Annotated in this window: 19 protein-coding genes; 12 read left to right on the forward strand and 7 right to left on the reverse strand. The window is 34.6% G+C overall.

Going from position 1 to position 20,250, the window contains the following annotated elements; all coding sequences use genetic code 11:
- Positions 1-53 precede the first annotated feature (53 nt).
- The gene (locus IE222_RS00870; protein ID WP_191268768.1) at positions 54-851 is read left to right on the forward strand and encodes an ABC transporter ATP-binding protein; all 798 of its coding nucleotides are present in this window, start codon (positions 54-56) and stop codon (positions 849-851) included.
- A gap of 37 nt (positions 852-888) precedes the next feature.
- Here the strand turns inward: IE222_RS00870 and IE222_RS00875 are convergent, their stop codons facing one another.
- From IE222_RS00875 to IE222_RS00885, 3 genes are all read right to left on the reverse strand, one after another.
- Entirely contained in the window at positions 889-1,521 is a 633-nt protein-coding gene (locus tag IE222_RS00875; protein ID WP_191268770.1) for a LysE family translocator, read from the reverse strand.
- A 131-nt stretch (positions 1,522-1,652) separates the two neighbouring features.
- Positions 1,653-3,101, reverse strand: coding sequence for a 4-hydroxyphenylacetate 3-monooxygenase, oxygenase component (hpaB, locus tag IE222_RS00880; protein ID WP_191268772.1), 1,449 nt, complete (start codon positions 3,099-3,101; stop codon positions 1,653-1,655).
- Between the two features lie 184 nt (positions 3,102-3,285).
- Positions 3,286-4,524 carry a benzoate/H(+) symporter BenE family transporter gene (locus IE222_RS00885; protein WP_191268774.1) on the reverse strand — a complete coding sequence of 413 codons (1,239 nt, stop codon included), beginning with the start codon at positions 4,522-4,524 and terminating at the stop codon, positions 3,286-3,288.
- A 324-nt stretch (positions 4,525-4,848) separates the two neighbouring features.
- Between IE222_RS00885 and IE222_RS00890 the strand changes: the two genes are divergently transcribed.
- The 11 genes from IE222_RS00890 to IE222_RS00940 all read left to right on the forward strand — a co-directional run bounded on the left by IE222_RS00890 (position 4,849) and on the right by IE222_RS00940 (position 15,539).
- Positions 4,849-5,043, forward strand: coding sequence for a hypothetical protein (locus IE222_RS00890; protein WP_191268776.1), 195 nt, complete (start codon positions 4,849-4,851; stop codon positions 5,041-5,043).
- Positions 5,044-5,116: 73 nt separating this feature from the next.
- Positions 5,117-6,547, forward strand: coding sequence for a MocR-like pyridoxine biosynthesis transcription factor PdxR (pdxR, locus tag IE222_RS00895; RefSeq protein ID WP_191268778.1), 1,431 nt, complete (start codon positions 5,117-5,119; stop codon positions 6,545-6,547).
- Between the two features lie 321 nt (positions 6,548-6,868).
- Positions 6,869-8,812 (forward strand): CoA-disulfide reductase, encoded by a 1,944-nt coding sequence (locus tag IE222_RS00900; protein ID WP_191268780.1) that lies wholly within the window; start codon positions 6,869-6,871, stop codon positions 8,810-8,812.
- 284 nt (positions 8,813-9,096) lie between these two features.
- Positions 9,097-9,477: a rhodanese-like domain-containing protein gene (locus tag IE222_RS00905; protein ID WP_191268782.1), complete on the forward strand. Its 381-nt coding sequence runs from the start codon at positions 9,097-9,099 to the stop codon at positions 9,475-9,477.
- Positions 9,478-9,490: 13 nt separating this feature from the next.
- Complete coding sequence (locus IE222_RS00910; protein WP_191268784.1) at positions 9,491-9,754, forward strand: metal-sensitive transcriptional regulator; 264 nt, start codon at positions 9,491-9,493, stop codon at positions 9,752-9,754.
- Positions 9,755-9,984: 230 nt separating this feature from the next.
- Positions 9,985-10,212 (forward strand): sulfurtransferase TusA family protein, encoded by a 228-nt coding sequence (locus IE222_RS00915; protein WP_191268786.1) that lies wholly within the window; start codon positions 9,985-9,987, stop codon positions 10,210-10,212.
- A gap of 76 nt (positions 10,213-10,288) precedes the next feature.
- On the forward strand, positions 10,289-10,768 hold the full coding sequence (locus tag IE222_RS00920; protein ID WP_191268788.1) for a DsrE/DsrF/DrsH-like family protein: 480 nt from the start codon (positions 10,289-10,291) through the stop codon (positions 10,766-10,768).
- Between the two features lie 47 nt (positions 10,769-10,815).
- On the forward strand, positions 10,816-11,184 hold the full coding sequence (locus tag IE222_RS00925) for a rhodanese-like domain-containing protein (RefSeq protein WP_191268790.1): 369 nt from the start codon (positions 10,816-10,818) through the stop codon (positions 11,182-11,184).
- Between the two features lie 258 nt (positions 11,185-11,442).
- On the forward strand, positions 11,443-11,868 hold the full coding sequence (locus tag IE222_RS00930; RefSeq protein ID WP_191268792.1) for a pyridoxamine 5'-phosphate oxidase family protein: 426 nt from the start codon (positions 11,443-11,445) through the stop codon (positions 11,866-11,868).
- Between the two features lie 591 nt (positions 11,869-12,459).
- The gene (locus IE222_RS00935) at positions 12,460-13,185 is read left to right on the forward strand and encodes a HamA C-terminal domain-containing protein (protein ID WP_191268793.1); all 726 of its coding nucleotides are present in this window, start codon (positions 12,460-12,462) and stop codon (positions 13,183-13,185) included.
- A gap of 134 nt (positions 13,186-13,319) precedes the next feature.
- Positions 13,320-15,539 (forward strand): helicase-related protein, encoded by a 2,220-nt coding sequence (locus tag IE222_RS00940; protein WP_191268795.1) that lies wholly within the window; start codon positions 13,320-13,322, stop codon positions 15,537-15,539.
- 346 nt (positions 15,540-15,885) lie between these two features.
- Here the strand turns inward: IE222_RS00940 and IE222_RS00945 are convergent, their stop codons facing one another.
- From IE222_RS00945 to IE222_RS00960, 4 genes are all read right to left on the reverse strand, one after another.
- On the reverse strand, positions 15,886-16,824 hold the full coding sequence (locus IE222_RS00945) for a hypothetical protein (protein WP_191268797.1): 939 nt from the start codon (positions 16,822-16,824) through the stop codon (positions 15,886-15,888).
- A 9-nt stretch (positions 16,825-16,833) separates the two neighbouring features.
- The gene (locus IE222_RS00950) at positions 16,834-17,409 is read right to left on the reverse strand and encodes a KwaA family protein (protein WP_223282532.1); all 576 of its coding nucleotides are present in this window, start codon (positions 17,407-17,409) and stop codon (positions 16,834-16,836) included.
- A 74-nt stretch (positions 17,410-17,483) separates the two neighbouring features.
- The gene (locus tag IE222_RS00955) at positions 17,484-18,677 is read right to left on the reverse strand and encodes a restriction endonuclease subunit S (protein WP_223282533.1); all 1,194 of its coding nucleotides are present in this window, start codon (positions 18,675-18,677) and stop codon (positions 17,484-17,486) included.
- A 3-nt stretch (positions 18,678-18,680) separates the two neighbouring features.
- Positions 18,681-20,234, reverse strand: a complete 1,554-nt coding sequence (locus tag IE222_RS00960; protein WP_191268799.1) for a type I restriction-modification system subunit M — start codon at positions 20,232-20,234, stop codon at positions 18,681-18,683.
- Positions 20,235-20,250: the final 16 nt, after the last annotated feature.

Consider the following 20,250-nt stretch of genomic DNA (forward strand, 5'->3'; position numbering starts at 1 on the left):
TATTTAAATTATATTTCTGGAACAAGTATTAGCTGGAGAGGAGATCTAAAAAAATGGTAATACATCTTGAGGATGTTTCGCTAAAACGAGAGGGTAAATGGATCTTACAAAATATTAACTGGAAAATTAAGCAAGGGGAACAATGGGTACTATATGGTCTAAATGGTTCCGGTAAAACAGCGATTTTAAATTTACTAAATGCCTATAATTTCCCGACAAAAGGGAAGCTCACCGTACTTGGAATGGAATTCGGAAAGACCTATTTGGGCGAGAAGCTTCGAAAACAGATCGGATTTGTTTCCTCTTCCTTGCAGGAAAAGTTATATCCAAATGATAATGCATTGGAGGTAGTGTTAAGCGGCGCATTCGCCTCTATTGGGCTATATGAATCACCGACTGATGAATTAAGGGAAAAGGCAGGCGCATTACTTGAGGAATTGGGCTGCGATGAGTATGCCAACCGGAGATATGAAACATTATCGCAAGGAGAAAAACAGCGGGTTCAAATAGCACGTGCCCTTATGGGGGAACCATCTCTGCTGATTCTTGATGAACCTACTAATGGGTTAGATTTCATTGCCCGTGAACAACTGCTTGAAATAGTTGAATGTATTGCGGCAAAACCCAATACACCAACGATTATTTACGTAACCCATCATGTCGATGAAATATTACCTGTTTTCAATAAAACATTACTATTAAAGGAAGGCCAAGTATTTGCCGCTGGAAACACAGATGAAATCCTTTCAAGCGAACAGCTTTCCAACTACTTTAATCTACCTGTTAATGTATTATGGGAAAACCAACGGCCTTTGTTATCCAAAAAGCAAACGGAGTCAGGCACTATGTGAAAACTTCACATGGTGCCTGACACCATTAATGGTCCTTTTATGAATGAGCTTTCTCAAGTGCCAATTTTATGCCGAAACCGAGCAATGCCACACCAGTAAGTCCTTGAACGACTTTTTCGGTTGAGGGGCGTTTCATGAATGCACTGATTTGGTTAATTAAATAAATATATGGGATAAACCAGATTGCTGTTAATAATGTATACGTTAACCCCATAATCAGAAACGGGAGTAATGGTTTTTGCCCAGGGTCTACGAATTGCGGTAAAAAGGTCAGGAAGAAGACCGCAACTTTTGGGTTAAGCAAATTAGTCAAAAACCCTTGACGAAAACAATTCAACTTTGCAGACCCTTGTTTAGGAGTCACTTCTAACGATGCGGCTGCTTCATTTTTCCTTAATGACCATAATGTTTTAAATCCAAGATAGCCCAGATAAACGGCGCCTACATATTTAAGAATGGAAAATAGCAGCGCGGATTTTACGATAAGTGCTGACAAGCCGATTACCGCAGCTGTTGTGTGAATTAACAGCGCACAGCAGGTCCCGAATAAGGTCTTGAGCCCGCCTGCTTTCCCGATTGTAAGGGTATTCTTAGTTGCAATGGCCGTATCCGGCCCGGGCAGGATAATAAGAAGAAAGCACATAAAAATAAAAAGAAAGAAATGCTCCATTAGTGAAGTCCCCCTTAATTAAAGTATTTTCAAGAATCAGATTATTTATAATGTAACATAGAGGACAATTCCAATGAAATATAAAAAAGCTGTTCTCAAAAAATATTTGAGGACAACTTTTAAATGAGCGATTAGTTTTGGTCATCTAATTCAAGGAAATCAGTAACCTTCTTAATTTCCTCTTCTATCGGATAACTTTTATATAAAAGACTGGATAACCGTATAGGGTCGCCAAAAAAATATCTTTCATAATGGGTTTGCCTTGTGCCGAATGAACTCATTGTCAGTTCCCAAGCCAGACGGAAAATTTTTACTCGATCCTTGGCATTTCTGCAAGCACCTTGAAGGTATTGGTCCAAATCAAATCGATTAATAGACTTAAAATCTTCCTCAGTTGGTATTGTAACCATACCGCTGGCACCTACTAATTGAATAATTTCACTAAAACGTGGATAAATTCTTGGGAAAATATTAGTTGCGACTTGGAGCGGAGGCATACTTGGTCTCAAATATCCCCACTGATCTACTTCCGCTTCTATCTCCGATTTGATTAATAAAGACTTCATCGTTTCGAGACCCACGATAATCTCGGATAGTTTTTCTTGGATATGCTGATATGAGCTTACATTGATTGTTTCTACAAGAAGCCCGGCTACACCTAGAACGAATTCCGTTTTAGAAATTTGTCTAGTAATCGCTTGATGGGTGGCGAAATTGTGGAATGAACTTTGCTGCATAAATTCATTTGCCGCATCAATATTACCGTAAATAAAGATACGGTCCCAGGGAACTAAAACATCGTCGAAGACTAATATGGTGTCCATTTCCTCATAACGTGAGCTAAGCGGGTAATTGTATGGGGAGTCGCCGTTAACAAATGATTCCCGGCAAATAAACTTTAACCCTTTTGTATCGGAAGGAATAGAGAAGGCATAGGCATCTGCTTCAGTATAGATTCCACCTGCTGCATAAACCAGCACCTCATCGGTTAGTCCCCCTTGAGTTGCTAAGAGGCGGGCTCCTTTCACGATAATCCCATTTTCATTTTTGTCTATTACTCTGGCGGAAATCGGCTCTTTAGAAAAATCAATATTAAGCTGTGAGCGGTTCACTTGAGGGGAGATAAATGTGTGTGTGAATGACAGGTCGTATTCTTTAGCCCTTTCATAAAGGGATTGAATATTTTCAGGAAAACAGTTTTCTCTGCCTTCTAAAATGCCTGTTGATGAAGCAAAAGCCATGATGACAGAATTCATATAATCAGGACTTCTTCCCATCATCCCATGGGTGTGCTTGGCCCAAATTTCCATCATTGTCCGTCGTTTTAATAAATCCTTGTAGGTTTTAGGCTGTAAATAGGAAAGTCCAATTGGTTCTCCCGTTTTAGGAGATAGATAGGTTAGTTTGTCTTGGAGGTCAGGGTCATGCTGTAAATCATAGAGCGATGCTTTACTTTGAATAAGCCCTTTAAATGCAGGATGCTCGGAAATCTTTCCTTCAACCTTTTTACCGTCAAGCCAAATGTTTGCGTTAAGCCGATCAATCCGTTCAATAAATTCTTTTCCGTTAATGGCTCCCATATAACCACTCCTTAAGTTTGGGCCATTAAAATAATGATTTAGCTAGTTTTATTTTATTGGATAACTCGGTAACTTGTTCCAAATAATAGGACCTTCATTAAGAAAAGGCGGATGTCTCAAACCCCGGAAAATCTCCTATAAGGATTTGAGAACATCATAAATCTGATAATACTTACGGAACAAGCTACGCTGTTTTTTTCGAATGTTGCTTTCTTTGAGCGGTCGTAATTCCTTCCATATATCTTGCTATAATTGTTCCGATAAGCAATGACCAAACGGGAGCGCTTATATTTACAATGGTGATATTGGAAAGGGCAATAATAAAGGCGAATAAAGTGCTCATTTTCATAGCAGGTCTTGAAAAAGCCTGATGTAAACTAGTCCCGAATACACCGAGAAGGGAAAACCCCACGATAACGGAAATAAAATCTTTCGGTAAGGCTTGAATGAGCGGTACGAGACTCCACGAAAACAACCCAAAGATGAGCAGAAGGACACCAGCAACAACGGCACCCATATATCTCTTTTCCTTTGGCCCAGCCTCTTCATCCGAACAAATAACAGTCCCCATCCCTGCAATATTCGCGGATTGTCCACCAAAAAGGCTTGTAATGATTGAAAATAACCCGCTAAAGCAGATAATTTGTTTGATTGGGGTCTGATAATTTTTTTGTTCCAATGCACCAACCGCAACCGCCGCATCATTGCTTAAAATGAGCAGAGCAAGAGGAATCGATACTGAAAGGAAGCTTAATAGATTAAACTCTGGCAGCTGTATTACAAGCATCATCAGCGCATTGGTCCAAACAATATTATGTAATGGATGGAAGAGAATCAAGCCTATAATTCCAAATAAAATAGCAGCAATGACCGGAGGAATTTTTAATTTCCATTTGCTAAAAACAAAAAATGCGATTAATGGAATGAATCCGACTAAGAGTAGTTCGTTGGTAGAAACAATAAAATTCACCATATACTTTGTAATCATTCCCGCCAGCATGGCAGAAATAATTTCTTTAGGAACAAGCTTTATTAATTTGGAGAAGAAGCCGAAAGCTCCAATGAGTACCATCAATAGACCAGAAATCAGATAGGCGCCGATTAATTGATGAAAGGTAAATTGTGATGTTACTGTTGCTAGAAAGGCAACACCAGTAAGCGTATGGCCGCCAACAATCGGTACCCGGCTGTATAAAGGGAGGCAAATTCCAAATAACCCTCCAAAAACGTATACTGCAAAAATCCAAAGGGTTGTCTGGGACGGACTAAAGTTCCCATTTGCCGATGCTTCTAATATAAGAGCAGTTGGACCCGTGATGATGAAAATTCCGGCCACCAGCCCTGCAGAAATATTTTGATAATTTAAGTCCTTGAAGAATAAGCTATAGTCTCTAAAACCGCTTTTTTTTAGGATACTTTTCATGTATTTAATACTCCTTATACAAAATATTGTAATATTTAGGATTTTGCCAGTTTGAGTGTATTGTATGATAAACTTTTTGGAAAAGCTATCCTTTCATCATAATAGAATTTGCTGTTTTTATAACCGCCAATTGAATGTTTTTTATACCATCCATTTTGTGGGGTTTAGAGTTACATGAAGGAGCGAATTTTTTAAAAGTGGATGGTCTATTTTAATAGAAATTGGATGGTTAATTATTATGAAACATATATTATAATTTTAATAAGTTTAATAAAATTAGTACTTAATTAGACAGTTTTAAAATGAGGTTATAAGAGGTGTCATATGGGGATATTAACTACTTTGGTTTTCGTAGTCATCATCATTGCTATTATTGCAACATTATTCATAGCTGGAAAAGCTGATGAAAACTATAGCAGCTCAACGAAAAAAAATACAAAAAATTTAACTATGATTTATGCTGTTGTTATTCCGCTAAGTTTCATTGTTCTAGCGCTGTTTATTGTGTTTTTTACTTAATAGTCCCTAAAAAGCCTATTGTCTTACTGCGATAGGTTTTAATAAATAAAAGATTATATAAGGAATGTTGTTTATGGATTGGAAACCGGATCGAGAAGTCAAAAAAGCGATATATAAGCAGCTTGCGGAATTTATCGAAAACGGAATTGCGGATGGCACGTTTCCACCTGATAAACCATTACCCTCCGAGAGAAATTTAGCAAAGGAATTTAATATAAACAGAAGTACAGTAGTGGCTGCCTATGCCGAGCTGGAAGCAAACGGACTAATCCAACGAAATAGGGGGAGCGGGACCACAATCAGCAAGGATATATGGGGAATCACCAAGAAGCGTATACCAAGCTGGAACAGATATATCGAGGCGGGCTCATTTTTACCCAATCTGCCTGTCACACAAAAAATACGAAGGGAAGCAGCTGGATATAAGCTGATTAATCTTGCAAGCGGGGAATTATCGGAAAATCTTTTTCCAAAGAAATTCTTACGAGAGATTACGTCAACTAGATCGTTTGCAGGAAGTTTAGGGTATGACCATCCAAAAGGGAACAGGGTATTAAGAGAGACCATTGCTAAGCATGTAAGTGAATATCGAAGAATTGAAACAAATCCTTCATCTATTTTAATTACATCCGGTGCCCAACAAGCGCTGCACCTGGTTGTTCAATGCCTGTTAAAGCCAGGAGATGCAGTTGCGTTGGAGGATCCCTCCTATAATTACAATCTTCCAATATTTAAAACAGCAGGAATCAAACCATATTTTTTACCAGTAGGGAACGATGGCATTAATCCGGATGATTTGCTGGCATTATATAAAAAGCACCGAATTAGAATGTTATTTTTAAATTCGGCATTTCAGAATCCAACCGGGGCGACCTTCAGTGAAGCGAAGAGAAAAGCCATTTTAGAATTCTCTTTGGAGTATGGGATACCAATTGTCGAAGATGATCCATATAGTTTAACCTCTTTTACAGGGGAAGAAATTCCAACATTAAAATCGATGGATGTCCATGGAAATGTTTTATATATCAGTTCGTTATCGAAAATCGTTGCGTCAGGCTTAAGGATCGGTTGGATTATAGGACCAGTACCGGTTATTGAAAGGTTGTCCGATGCAAAACAACAAATTGATTTTGGGCATGCAAGTTTTAATCAATGGATTGCCAATGATTTTCTAAAATCGGAACATTTCCAAATGCATTTAGAAAGTCTGGTTAAGGAATTAGAGAAAAGAAAGAGTCAAATCGTCACCAGCCTTAAGCATTTTTTAGGAGATCAAGTGGAATTTTCCATTCCTCAAGGAGGAATTCATTTATGGTGCAGGCTGAAAAGAGACTATAATGAGATGCAATTGCTGGAGGAAGCCATCAAAAGTGGAGTCATTTTTGTCCCGGGTTCCACAATGGGGTCTAAAAAGGGCTTTGTTCGTTTTACATTTGCAAGGGAAGATGAAGAATCAATACATGAAGGAATTAGAAGATTTGGAGAGGCGCTGAATTGCCTTTAGCATAAACAAAAAAATGGCTGTCCTAAAAAAGTCACTTAACAGCTTCAAGGACAGCCTTATTTTTGTTCAGAAAGCTGAAATCAAAGCCGGCCCAATAGAGTTGTCATTCAAAAACTTTTTGAGTCACCCTCTTATCTTTAAATGTGAATAATCTGTGGAAATTAAATGTGAAGAAAATGTGAAAATCACAAAAAAGAACTTCACATTTTTTTATTACATTCTATAATACCCGTATAGGTATTAAACCTACTGGGGTATATGTGATAATTATTATTTTTTCTTAATTGATAAGATTTACTAAATTACTTGGAGGGAAAAAACATGGCACAGAAAGTAATCATCGTAGGTGGAGTTGCTGGCGGAGCTACTGCAGCTGCCAGATTAAGAAGAATAAGTGAAGAAGTAGAAATCATTCTTGTGGAACGCGGGGAGCATATTTCATTTGCAAATTGCGGACTGCCTTACTATATTGGTGAAACCATCAAGGATCGAAGCAAATTATTGGTACAAACCGTAAAAGGAATGTCAGAGCGCTTCAATCTTGATATCCGCAATTTGAGTGAAGTATTAAGCATAATTCCTGAAAATAAAAGTGTGATAATCAAAAACTTACAAACAGGGGAGGTGTATGAAGAAACCTATGACAAATTATTACTATCACCGGGGGCAAGACCCATTGTACCACCAATCCCAGGGATCAATACAAATCAGTCACTATTTACATTAAGAAATATACCGGATACGGATAAAATCAAAAATTATGTTGACTCTAAGAATCCTAAAAAAGCAGTTGTGGTTGGCGGCGGATTTATTGGAATTGAAATGGCAGAAAACCTAGCAGATAGAGGAATCGAAGTGACCATTATTGAAATGGCCAATCAAATTATGGCACCTATTGACTTTGAAATGGCTAGTATATTACACGCTCATTTAAAAGAAAAAGGCATTAAGCTCATATTAGAAAATGGAGTACAATCTTTTGCTGATGAAGGGAAGAAGGTTATTCTTTCTGATGAAACAGAAATTGAAACCGATATGACGATTCTATCCATTGGAGTAAGACCGGAAAATGAATTAGCAAAGACAGCTGGGTTGGAGCTGGGAGAGCGTGGAGGAATCCTTGTTAATGAATACTTACAGACCTCCAATGAAGATATTTATGCCGTTGGCGATGCAGTCGAGGTCGTCGATTATATTAGCGGAACGAAGGCGATGATCGCGCTGGCAGGTCCAGCAAATCGTCAAGGTCGGATTGCTGCAAATAATATGATGGGCAAAAAAGAGAAGTATCAAGGAACAATGGGTACATCGATTGCCAAGGTGTTTAATTTAACGGTTGCTGCTGCAGGAAATAATGAGAAAACATTAAAACGTTTAGGGGTACCATATGAAGTTGTTCATATTCACCCAAGCTCACACGCTGGGTACTATCCAGGAGCAGCTCCAATTGCCTTAAAATTAATCTTTGATAAAGAAAACGGAAAAATATTCGGTGCCCAAGCAGTTGGAGCAGATGGCGTGGATAAGCGTATCGACGTAATTGCAACTGCCATAAAAGGCGGATTGACAGTAGAAGATTTGACGAACCTTGAATTGTCTTATGCCCCGCCATATTCATCTGCAAAAGATCCGGTTAATATGGCTGGTTATGTTGCTTCCAACATCATGGAGGGCGAATTGGAAATGGTCAAGTGGCATGAAGTTGACAATATTGTTGTAGAAGGAGGACTGTTAATCGACGTTCGTGAGCCAATGGAGCGTGAATTTGGTTTTATCGAAGGGTCCATCAATATTCCTTTAAATGATTTAAGGAATCGATTAGAAGAGCTTCCAAAGGATCAGACCATTTATGTCAGCTGCCAGGTGGGTCTGAGAGGATATTTGGCAAGCAGAATTTTAAAAAACAACGGCTATCATGTTAAAAATGTGGATGGCGGATGGAAAACATATTCCTCCGTGTTCGGAAGCAATGTAAACAAAAATATTGAAACATCAACTAACGACCTTGGGGAAACAGTTGTGAACAAGACAAATATAATAAATGTCGATTCTGTTATAGATGTGAGCGGCCTAACCTGTCCAATGCCAATCATCAAATTAAAAAAAGGCCTTGATTCATTGCATAGCGGACAAGTTTTAGAGCTTCATGTCACCGACAAGGGAGCTTTAAACGATTTACCTGCTTGGTCAAAAAATGCAGGTCATACCATTTTAAAAACAGAAATAGAAAAAAGCATAATTAAATTTTGGATTGAAAAACATTAAAAAGTAAGTTCAACCTCTTATACTTTTATTACGAAATTTCCTTAAAAATAAATATTTTTACAAATAAAGCATGCCCTGAATTTTTTTGGGGCCATGCTTTTTTTAAAACGAATAGTTTAGGCCATGAAAAAAATAAACCAGGTTGCATTTTAGAATGGAAAGATGATTTAGAAGGATAATTTTGCACACTTAAAAAATCTTTTCAAAATCCTATTGACAAAATACCCAATGGGGTATAACATTAAACCAGTCAATGAAAATTGTCATCATTGAAGGAGGCTTAAATGAAATTTCTACTTTTGATAACAATAATTGTTTCTTTTATTTTATATAGAAGATATTTTCCGGTTTTTGGTGTTGATTTAATCAATCTGAAGGATCCTGAACCAAAGAAAATATATGTAATCGATATTAGGGACTATAATGAATCTTACAAGGAACCTATCAAAGGTGCAATTAATATACCGATTGCCTACCTAAAAAGAAATATTAACCAGATTCCGAAAGGTGACTTATATATTGTGGCATCTGGTTCACTTGAAAAAAATTTTGGAATCCGTTTATTAAGACAAAAAGGTTTTCGGATCGTGGGATATACCATTTCTGACAATAACAAAATTTCATTAAAGGAAAATTCTTTAAAAATAGAGAATAATTACTGTTAGAGGAGGTAAGAACATGGATTACAATGATCAAATTAAAAATAGAGTAAAACGGATTGAAGGACAGTTAAGAGGAATTTTAAGAATGATGGAAGATAACAAGGATTGCAAAGAGGTAATCACTCAATTGTCTGCATCTAGAACTGTTATTGATCGGACAATTGGTGTTATCGTCAGTTCTAACTTAGTGGAATGTGTGCAAAAAGCGAACGACCAAGAGGAAAGAAGCATGGAAGAAATGGTAAAAGAAGCTGTCGATTTGCTAGTAAAAAGCCGATAATCTTCCTTGTTATGAAAGATGCAGTTTTTTAAGGAAGCCTCATACCCAAAAAGGAGTTAATAAATATCTTGGAGGGTGTTTTATTTTCTAAATACAAATACTCCTATTGGTATTAGAGTGGGTAAAAGTAGATAAGAAAAAGCTAATAAAAAAGGTTGACACCTTCTTTAATTTTATTCATTATTATACCCATATGGGTAATTATCAAAGTAAGAGGAGAGGATTTCACAATGAATATAGCTAAAGTATTAGATGCAAAAGGATTAGCATGTCCAATGCCAATTGTAAAAACAAAAAAAGCGATGAATGAACTTGTATCTGGTCAAGTATTAGAAATTCATACAACTGATAAAGGTTCAAAAAATGACCTTACTGCCTGGGCTAAATCATCTGGACATGAATTATTGAAACATGAAGAGGAAAATGCGGTATTTAAGTTTTGGATTAAAAAAGGATAATTTTTTCGAATTATAAATACCCGTACGCGTACGTGTAATGGTTTAATTGAATATTTTACATTCAGGAGGCTTCTATATGACAGAAAAGAAAAAAACAACGATTGTCCTATTTAGTGGAGATTATGATAAAGCAATGGCAGCTTATATTATTGCAAATGGTGCAGCTGCTTATGATCATGAGGTCACCATTTTTCATACGTTTTGGGGATTAAACGCTCTTCGTAAGGATGAACATATTTCAGTAAAAAAAGGGTTTATGGAAAAAATGTTTGGAAAAATGATGCCTAGAGGAGCGGATAAGCTGGGACTATCAAAAATGAACTTTGCCGGGTTTGGTCCTAAAATGATTAAAGATATTATGAAAAAGCATAATGCGATGTCACTTCCACAGTTAATTGAAATGGCTCAAGAGCAGGAGGTTAAATTAGTGGCTTGTACAATGACAATGGATTTGTTGGGGCTTCAACAAGAGGAATTATTGGAATCAATTGAATATGCAGGTGTTGCAGCGTACTTAGCAGACGCCGAGGAAGGTAATGTAAACCTGTTTATTTAACGATCAGGGGGATTTTCCCCTGCATAATATCAAAGGAGAGGCTGCACTTGGAATATGTAAATTATATATTAATTGGACTTTTCTTAATTTTGATCATACAACGAATTTTACCTGTAAAAGGTGTTAGGCAGATTTCAACAACAGAATTAAAAAATGAATTAAAAGACAAGAATAAGCAGTTTGTTGATGTCCGAACACCTGGGGAGTTTAAAGGAAATCATATCGGTGGATTTAAAAATATTCCTGTTCACCAACTTGCTCAAAAATCAAATGAGCTTTCCAAAGATAAAGAGGTAGTTGTGATTTGCCAAAGTGGGATGAGAAGCCAAAAGGCAAGCAAAATACTAAAAAAAATGGGATTTACAAAGGTTACAAATGTTAATGGCGGCATGAGCGCTTGGGAAGGAAAAAAGTAAAATTGTTTTAAAATGGTGGATTATAGCGATAAAAATACTGGTGAGACGATGACAAATCATAAGTGAGTAACAGGAAGTGACCTATCACCTATGAAATAATATGTACAATAAGATATCTTGAAGATTTAAAGGGATTGGCATCAGGCCGATCTCTTTTTTATATTCTACTGGTTATCGGGGGTTTCCCTGCAATATATATTTTTCATAAATGGGGATTATAAGAGAGAAATAATATGACTAATAAAGGAGTATGGACCCATGAACGAAGAATTAAAAGATAAAATGCTCAAGATTATCTCAAATCATAAAACAGGTATTTTGTCATCGGTAGAAAATAATAAGCCTCATTCACGGTATATGACATTTTATAACGATGACTTAACATTATACACTCCAACTAAATTGGACACAGAAAAAGTAAATGAAATTAAAAAAAATCCATCTGTTGCTGTTTTGTTGGGGTATGAAATGAATGGACAAACTGATGCCTATGTTGAAATAACTGGCATCTCTACTATAAATGATTCACAAACCTTAAAGAATAAGTACTGGGAAGGAACATTTAATAAATGGTTTGAAGGCCCGGAAGACCCTAACTATGTGTTTCTAGAAATACAGCCTCAAACAGCTCGTATTTTAAATATCAATGGAGGGCCGGCGCAGGAACTTAATATAGAGAGTTAAAGGTTAAAAATTTTTTCAGGCCCTTCCTTCAAGCTTTTTGTGACCAAAATAAAAAGCCTTGAAAACTCAAGGCTTTTCTACGTCCCAGAGAGGATTCGAACCTCCGACCTACAGTTTAGGAATGTGTAATATTAATCTGTATTATATGGTCCAATGTCAGGTTTAATAAGGTTGTTTTGGTTTAACGTTAGGAGAAGTTGGTAGGTATAGGCGGTGATTTGTAATGTTTGGTGGCAGATTGGTGGCAACATTTATGTCCATTTAAACTAATATTAAAAGAAGAGAACTGCAACCATTAGGTATAGCGATAACAAACAATAAATGAGTTTGGTTATTTTCCTCATTGATTTCTTTCTTAAAATCATATTATGTAAAAAAGGAAAGTTTGTAAAAAAATGTTCTTAAACTTTGAGTTTATTACCTAGTAAAGAAAGAATAAAACTGCTTTAAAAGAACCAAGAGCCTCTCAAAAAGATAGGCTCTTTATTTTTTGCAAAAATATTTTACTTTTCTAAATACTAAATAAAGTTTATAGTAAAATAAGATTAGTATTTTCCATTAATTAGATAATTTAAACCTATGGGGGTTATTATGAAAGCACTTAAAGGGAGAATAAAGAACCTAATTTTTAAATTTAACTTGAGCAGCACTTTAACATCTGAAAAGCATCCTTTTACTCTTGACTATGAAAACGGTTCATATAGACAAAGGGAATTAGTAAAAATCATTAAAGACTCAGTAATTCATTTTGCCTTGACTCCAGATGAAATAAAAAAATGGAAAGAAAGTGATGACTTTGGAGAAATGGAAAGAAAAGCATGGGATAGGATCTCGAAGGCACATAAATATAGTAAGGGAGATTATGGTGAATTATTACTATTTTTAATGTTATCAGTATTTTTCCCAACAAATAAGTTCGTCACAAAGGTTAGACTACGGAGTTCAAAAAAAGATCAAATAAAAGGATTTGATTGTGCTCACTTTACTGTAGAGCAAGGACAAACCTATTTGTGGTTGGGGGAAGCAAAATTTCACAATAGTTTTTCGAATGCAATAGCGGGAGCTATAGAATCTATAGAAGAACATTGTGAAATTGATTATTTAAATGACGAGATAAGTATTTTAAGTTCTAATATCGAGATAAATGAAGAGTTTCCACATTATGAAGCCTTAAACGATTTATTAAATGGGGGTGTATCACTAGATAAAATTAAAATTAAAATACCAGTTTTGCTTACGTACGATAGTGCACTTCTAAAAAAATACGATTCTATTGAAGATGCAGAATTCCTTTTGAATATGGAAAAAGATTTTTAAAAAAAGTTCCAAAATATAAATGGTAGAAAATTACAATTGAAACCGAATATTGAAGTACTATTTTTAGTGATTCCGTTTCAATCTGTAAAGGAGATTAAAGACCGCCTTGAACTATTGGAAGAGGTGATGCGGTAATGAGAGTAAATAATGACAACTACGTATTGATTAATAACTTAATTGAACAGTTAAAAAAAGAAAAAAAACTTACTTTTAAGCAATATAAGATTTTATTAGAAAAGGCTTATCCATTACTCTCTTCCAAAGAGGACAATATATACAATTTAGGTCTGTCTGTCATTTGTCATGTTGCAGAGAGTAAACCAAAAGATACATTTATTCAACAGTTGTTGTATGACTGTATAGTGGCATCAAGGGTATTTTTATATTCTGATATGTATGAAAAAATGGAAAAAGATTTTAAAGAAAATATTTCTACTTCATTTATGGATTTATTAAGCAAGGAATTTTATACGCTTGATACAGAAACAGTTTTAACGAGAGACCAAAAAAGATTATTTGACGATTTTCAAGCACATCGACGATTGGTTGTAAGTGCACCAACTTCTTTTGGAAAATCTCGAATTATCTCAGAAATTATAGCTCATAACACTTATAGAAATATCGCAATTATATTACCAACTATTGCTTTGTTAAATGAAACGTATCATAAGTTTAAAGGGTATGATTATTTATTCGATTACAATTTTATTATCTCAATGGCTCAACCAGTTACAGAAGAAAAAAATATTTTTATTTTAACTCCGGAAAAGATGGATATGATTTTGGATCAGTATCCTAATCTAGAGATTGATTTCTTTACAATGGATGAAATCTATAAAATACAAGATGATTCTGACCGAAGCCCAATTTTTACACATTGTTTATATAGACTAACAAAAAAAAGAGCTGACTTTTATTTAATTGGACCTTATTTTGATGGATTTAGTAAGGAATTTTTAAAACAAACCGGTGCAGTATTTAGAAAATATAATGCTGAGATTGTTCAGAAGGATACCATTGATATTCATTCATTGCCATATAATGAATCTTATACAATTGAAAATATGACGTTTAAAAGGAGAAAAGATAAAGATATAAATTTATTTAATGTTTTAAAGTCATTAAATGGTCAATCATTAGTTTATTTAGGGCAAAGAGGTAGAGTAGAAGGGAAAGCTAAAAAGATTTCACAATCCAGAGATAGAAAATATGATACTGACTTGATATCTTATATAAAAGAAAATATTCATAGTGAGTGGTCACTTGCGGAGTTTTTAGAAAAAGGAGTAGCCTTCCACCATAGTGCTATTCCAAAACATATTCAGACTGAAATAGTGGAAGCATTTAATAATGACCGAATTGATGTTTTGGTGTGTACTTCAACTTTAACCGAAGGAGTCAATACATCAGCCAAAAATGTAATTATTTATGACAACTTTAAAGGTAAATCAGATTCATTTTTAAGTGGATTTGATGTTAAAAACATAAAAGGACGAGCTGGAAGATTTTTATCCCATTTTCTAGGAAGAGTTATCCTTTTAGAGAAAGTTACAGAAGAAAAAGATAAAGGAACCATTGAATTTAGTTATTATGATAATGAAGAGCTTGAAACTGAAGCAACTATTCAAATAGATAAGGAAGATTTAGTGGGAAAGAACTTGGAAAGAAGAAATATTGCTGAATCTGAATTAAATCGACAAAAGATTCCTTTTCACATAATTAAGGCAAATAAATTTATTCCTGTGTATAATCAAGTACAATTTATTAATTATCTAAGAAATAACCAACTATTATTATCGACAATGATTTTTAAGGGGAGTTTACCCAATAAATCCCAATTGTCTACGATGGTTGGACTTTGTCACCAATATTTGTTTAATGATCGTGATGCTACAGATAGAACAATTTCGATAGGAAATTTGCAACGATTGACGAATTTTTATATTTACAGGAGTCCATTAATTAAAGAGTTGATAAGGGAACAAGATGGTAAGCAAATTGATACAAAAGTACGTACAACATTTTATTTAATAAGTCATTATTTTGAGTTTGCATTGCCACGATACTTAACAATATTTGAAAATCTATTTAATTTTGTGTACGAGGAGAAATATAAGAGAAAAGAAGGCATTAATTTAAAACCACTTATTACAAAGCTTGAATTTGGTTATATCAGTAAACATCAAATAGCTTTGAAAGAGGCTGGGGTGCCAGTAAATATTATAAGTAAAATCTCAGATAGATTTACTGACTGTGAAAACATAGATGATATAAGGTTAAAGATTAGTTTAGACGCTAAAGTTTTACAAGGGTTAAGTTCTTTTGAAATAAAGATTTTGAAGAAGTATATTTAATAAATCCTATTTTTCCTGTTGATTTTAAAAATAAGCTCTTAATGTTTTGTCAATATTAATCTTAGCCAGAGTGATTACTTCAAAAGTGAGCCACTTCATACTATTTTTTTACCATATTTAGGTTGGATGGGAAGTTTGGGTTATCTTGCCCCGAACCGTACCATAAGTAAATGAGGGTTTTTCGTTTCAAATTAATAGTATAGAACGTATATATATGTAAGTGAGTTTATTCTGAAGATAGCAACAGCACCATCTCTGAGAAAAGTGTGAGAGGTGCTGTTGTGTTATTTTAATAGTTAAAGGGTACTAATAATTTGAAAACATTATTATACTGGGAATTGTCATATTAAACTGTTATTTCTACGTCTCCCGAAATTAGCCGTTCAATAATAGTGTTATGAATAATGCCTACAAAAGTTTTGGCAGTATCAGGTGAAATCATGATTTCTTTTGTTGTATCATTGAAGCTTACTTGTAAACTTGGATCTAATCTTCCAACCGCTTCTTTAATTTTTCCGATAGAGTAGGTACTTTCTGAAGGTTGATATTTCGATAGACGCCTAATAGCTCGTTTACTCATTTGAAGCTTTTGCTGTACGTCTTGTGAGCCCAATCCTTTGAACACATATTGATCAGAAGAAATTTTATATTCACCAGCATTGAATTTATTTAACGTAGCTTGTGATTTTGCTTTTTGGTTTTCATTCAACGTCAACATGCTCTCAAATTTATTAACATCATAGACATATAATTTCCTTGTAGCACAATCGAGTTTAGCAGTAATCGTACTTGGTACTTGAATCCCTTTTGGAACAGTGAGCACTGATGAATTTTCATTAATATCGAAGTTCAAAACTAATTTATTTTTAATAATTGCATGGTTAGAAGCATGTAAGAAATATAATTCGTCGTTTGATTGGGCAATTATAAATTTGATGCCTTCATCTTCTTCTAAATTTTTGATTTCTCCTTGCTTTAAAGGGTTTTTTGAAAACTGAATTACTGATGGACAGTTTGGATTTAGAATTTCTTTTATTTTTTCTTTGAACGAATATAAATAACTATTTGTGTCAATATAGTCAAAGGTAATGTAATATGGAATATCATCAATTAGTGCATCACCATTCAGCTTTTCTAAATCGGAATCCGATACAGATTTATTATTTAAATCTGATTCAAAGCATTCATAAATAGCAGTCCGCTCCTCTTTACCCGTCTGTAAGCTGTAAATTCGATGAAGATTAGCGTTTTTTGATGTACATACCCAGATTCTTATTAAATTCATATTTTTACCTCACTTTTTATAAATGGTAATAAACGTTTTTGATTTTGCAGAATCACCTATTTGAAAAACTTTAGTTTCTGATACAATATCTTTTTTGAAAATAAATATGTATTTTCCTTCTTTTGTTTTACAAAGATCCACACCCATTATGATAAGTAGGATATTGGGGAAAATGTCTGAACTTTTCATGATGAGAATGAAAATAAGGATTTGTAGTAATACGAAAACAACGATAGCTTCATTCAATGAATTTTCCATAATTAAAACACCAGGAATGATGTTACCTAGTAAGAAGGAAATAACACTTCCATTAGATTCTTCTAAATTAGATTCGGAATATTGCGGTATTTCACTAGATGGCACTTCGTTACCGCGCTCTTTTATATAGTGTCTATATAAGCTACTTTTTAACAGGTATGCTAACGTGTTGATGATGATAAACAAAATAAGGCACAATAAATAAATATTAGTATCGAAAGCCATTTTAAATTTATCATTTATTTGTAGTAAGAATAGAAAGTAAGCTGGAGCCATTGCTGTAACATAATAAAGAACTTTATAGAAAAGCTTCGTTCCGTAAAACAAGTGCATCACATCCCTATTCTTTTCATTAAATTGAAACCTATGGGGAATATATTTCAATTATATTCCCCATAGAACTAAATAAACATTTGTTGCATGAACCATTTTTTTTGTTCTTGAAGTGATTCTAATTTTCGTTCTTCTAATTGAATTTTGGAATCTATTTTCAACAAGAATTCAGCTATTTTTTCTTGTTCTTTTATACAAGGTAAGGGAATTTTAATGTTTGAAAAATTCTCGTAGAATAAATATTCACGAACACTACCTTCCGTATTTTTAATAACGTCTCGATTAAAATAACTAGAGTGCATATAAGCTTTTAAATATGCATTTGATAATGTGGGTAATGTTTTAAAAATTACATATAGAGAACTGACTATCGCTATGTCAGCTACATTTTGAAAGCCAAAAGATCCAACGTTTATTCGAGCAGGATTATAAGCAAATTCATTTTTATGGACTAACTTATATGCTTTAATATCAACATCTGCATTTGAATAATTTTTTTCCCCTTCTAATGTGAATCCTTTTTTGTTACTGATAGCTGCAACGGGATATCTCATCCCTTCTGAATTTTTTTTACCAGTCTTTTTAGTTAACTTTCCAAGTTTGATTTTTTTCCATGCAGGATAATCGACCTTATTCTTCTCTTTAAATCGCAATTCCTGTTTGAATAACTTCTGCATATAACCTTTTTTCTGCTCCTTCAGTAAGTCGATTATTTCTTGTTGAAGGTAAAGTTTTCTATTGATGAAATTGAAAAAGTGAGCGACCTTTTTCTGTATGTCGTTTGATGGGAAATAAATCGGAAATTTTTCTAGATTTGATTTAGATAAACCTAAAACAGAGACACCCGTACCCATTCTCCAAACAAATTTTCGATAGCGATGTGTTTGAAAGATATTAATTAGATATTCAGGGATTACTTTTTCATTGTCTATGTTAAAACGATGTGTATGAAGTCCTGAAATAACAGGATTTTCAGTATCATCTAAATAGCACACAGCTTTGCCCAAGTCCTTATAATCCTCAGACGCATCCGCTATTAAAATATCTCCGTAGCTAATTAATTGAAAATCTTTATTTTCAATTATTGTTGGTAAAATTCCATGATTTGTGATAACACTAGGGAGCTTTGTATGAATATCACCATAGTGAATATGTCTAACAAATCCTTCACCTTCCATTTCCCTAGAGAAGGAGTAGGATTTTTGAAATGTAGCAATATCACCCAGAGTTGTTTCGATATGCTCATGGTTATGTTTAAACAAGCTTTACACTCCCAATTCTTTAAAGTATTTTTCTAACTCACGATCTACTTCTACCATTTCCTCATCGATTTCTTTCAGACGCTGTGCCACTGCTTGTAAATCCATTGGTTCTTCTTCTTCAAACGTATCAACATAACGAGGAATGTTTAAGTTATAGTCGTTTTCTTTAATTTCTTCTAATGTTGCTGTGTATGAATATTTATCAATAGTTTCACGACTTAAGAATGCAGTGATGATTTTTTCAACGTGTTCATCTGATAAAAGGTTTTGATTCTTCCCTTTCTCAAATTCATGGGAAGCATCAATGAATAACACATTCTCATCATGCTTGCGACATTTTTTGAATGCAAGAATACACGTTGGAATGCTTGTACCATAGAAGATATTTGCTGGTAAGCCAATGACTGCATCTAAGTAATTTTTTTCTTCAATTAGGTATTTACGAATTGCTTCTTCTGCTGCACCACGGAATAGGACACCATGTGGTAAAACAACTGCCATTGTACCGTTATCATCTAATTGATGAATAAAGTGTTGGATGAAGGCAAAGTCTGCTTTTGATTTTGGTGCTAGCTTTGCATAGGCACTAAAGCGCTCATCTTCTTTGAATTTGTCATCCGCACTCCATTTCGCACTGTATGGAGGGTTCGCAACGATTGCTTCAAAACGTTGTTCCAAGTGTTGAGGTTCTTCTAATGTGTCGGCATTACGGATATCAAAACGTTGATATGGAATGTCATGCAGCAACATATTCATTCGAGCTAAGTTGTATGTTGTCGATACTTTTTCTTGTCCATAGTATTTGTGTACTTTCGCTTCTTTACCTACACGAAGTAGTAAAGATCCAGAGCCACAAGCACCATCATATACATCTCGAATTTCTGATTTACCAGCAGTCACAATTTTCGCCAATATTTTAGAGACTTGTTGTGGTGTATAGAATTCGCCAGCTTTTTTTCCTGCGTTTGCTGCAAATTGAGAAATCATATATTCGTATGCATCACCTAAAATATCAATTTCTACATCATCTTGTAAAAATGGAATTTCTGCAATGTTGACAATTACTTTACTGATTAAATTTGTACGCTCCTTTACTGTTCGTCCTAAACGTGATGAGGCTAGATCCATATCGTCGAATAGATTTTGGAAATCATCTTGACTGTCAGTCCCTAAAGTAGATGATTCAATTGCTTTTACACCGTTTTGTAGCATCTCTACATCAAAGTTACCATTTGCTCCTTTTTCGATTTCCTCAAGGAAGTGTGAGAAGAGAAATTGAGGTTCTACTATATAACCTAACTCATCGATAAGGTACTCTGCCAAGTCCTCCTTGTACTCTTCGTTTACCCATGCTTCTGCGTAAGAAATGTTATCGTCCTTAAGTAATTCGTTTGCTCGTGCCTCTACTTTTTCTGATAGGTAACGGTAGAAGATTAATCCTAAAATATAATCCTTGAATTCGCTGGCATCCATTTGACCTCGTAAGTCATTTGCCATTGCCCATAATTTTTTATGCAATTCAGCTTGTTGTTGACGTTGTTTTTCACTTGATGTCATAATAAGTTCCTCCTTA

The organism is Neobacillus kokaensis, from assembly GCF_014656545.1.
Lineage (GTDB): Bacteria > Bacillota > Bacilli > Bacillales > Cytobacillaceae > Neobacillus > Neobacillus kokaensis.